Raw genomic sequence first — 896 nt, forward strand, 5'->3', positions numbered from 1 at the left:
AAGGTCAAGGCGATCACCGAGGAGCTGTGCGGCCACAGCTTCTCGGCTTCCGCGATCTCGGCCATCAACAAGCGCCTGGACGACAGCCTGGCCCAGTTCGCCTCGCGAAGGCTCGAGGAGGCGTTCCCGTACCTGATCCTGGATGCCCGTTACGAGAAGGTGCGCGAGGGCGGCATCGTCGCCTCGCAGGCGGTGCTGATTGCGGTGGGCATCGACTGGGATGGGCGGCGCCAGATCCTGGGCGTCGAGATGGCCAACCGGGAAAGCCACTCTGTCTGGAAGACCTTTCTGCTCGGCCTGCGCGAGCGCGGCCTCTCCGGCGTGGAACTGGTGGTGGCCGACGACCATGCCGGCCTGAGAGCCGCCATCCGCGAGGTGCTGAGTGAGGCCGCCTATCAGAGGTGCTACGTTCACTTCCTCCGGAACGCTCTCGATCACCTGCCGCGCAAGGCCGATGACGACTGCCTACAGGAGCTGCGCTGGCTCTACGACCGGCGCTCGGTCGAGGAGGCCCGGCGCGATCTCTCTGCCTGGATCGGCAAGTGGGAGGCGCGCTACCCGCGCCTGGTGGCCTGGGCCGAGGAGACGATCGAGGAGACCTTCACGTTCTACCGTCTGCCGCGCCAGCACCATAAGCACCTCAAGAGCACCAACATGCTCGAGCGCCTGAACGAGGAGATCCGGCGGCGCACCTACGTGGTGCGGATCTTTCCCAATGCGGCCTCATGCTGCCGCCTGGTGCGGGCGCTGGCCGTGGAGACGCATGAGAACTGGCTCGAAGCTCACCGCTACCTCAACATGGACGACCTGAAGGAGCACAAGAAGGATCAACTCCGCGAAGCCGCTTAGCCAGCCTGACCGGCCGCCCCGCTTTGCAGAACTTGACGCACACAATC

At 65.5% G+C, this 896-nt stretch carries 1 protein-coding gene; it reads left to right on the forward strand.

All coding sequences use genetic code 11. The features are described 5' to 3' along the window. The coding region (locus JKL46_RS34915; RefSeq protein ID WP_201843036.1) for an IS256 family transposase at window positions 1–849 on the forward strand (849 nt) is incomplete at its 5' end. Between the last annotated feature and the right edge of the window lie 47 nt (window positions 850–896).

This window comes from Microvirga zambiensis WSM3693, assembly GCF_016735695.1.
GTDB lineage: Bacteria > Pseudomonadota > Alphaproteobacteria > Rhizobiales > Beijerinckiaceae > Microvirga > Microvirga zambiensis.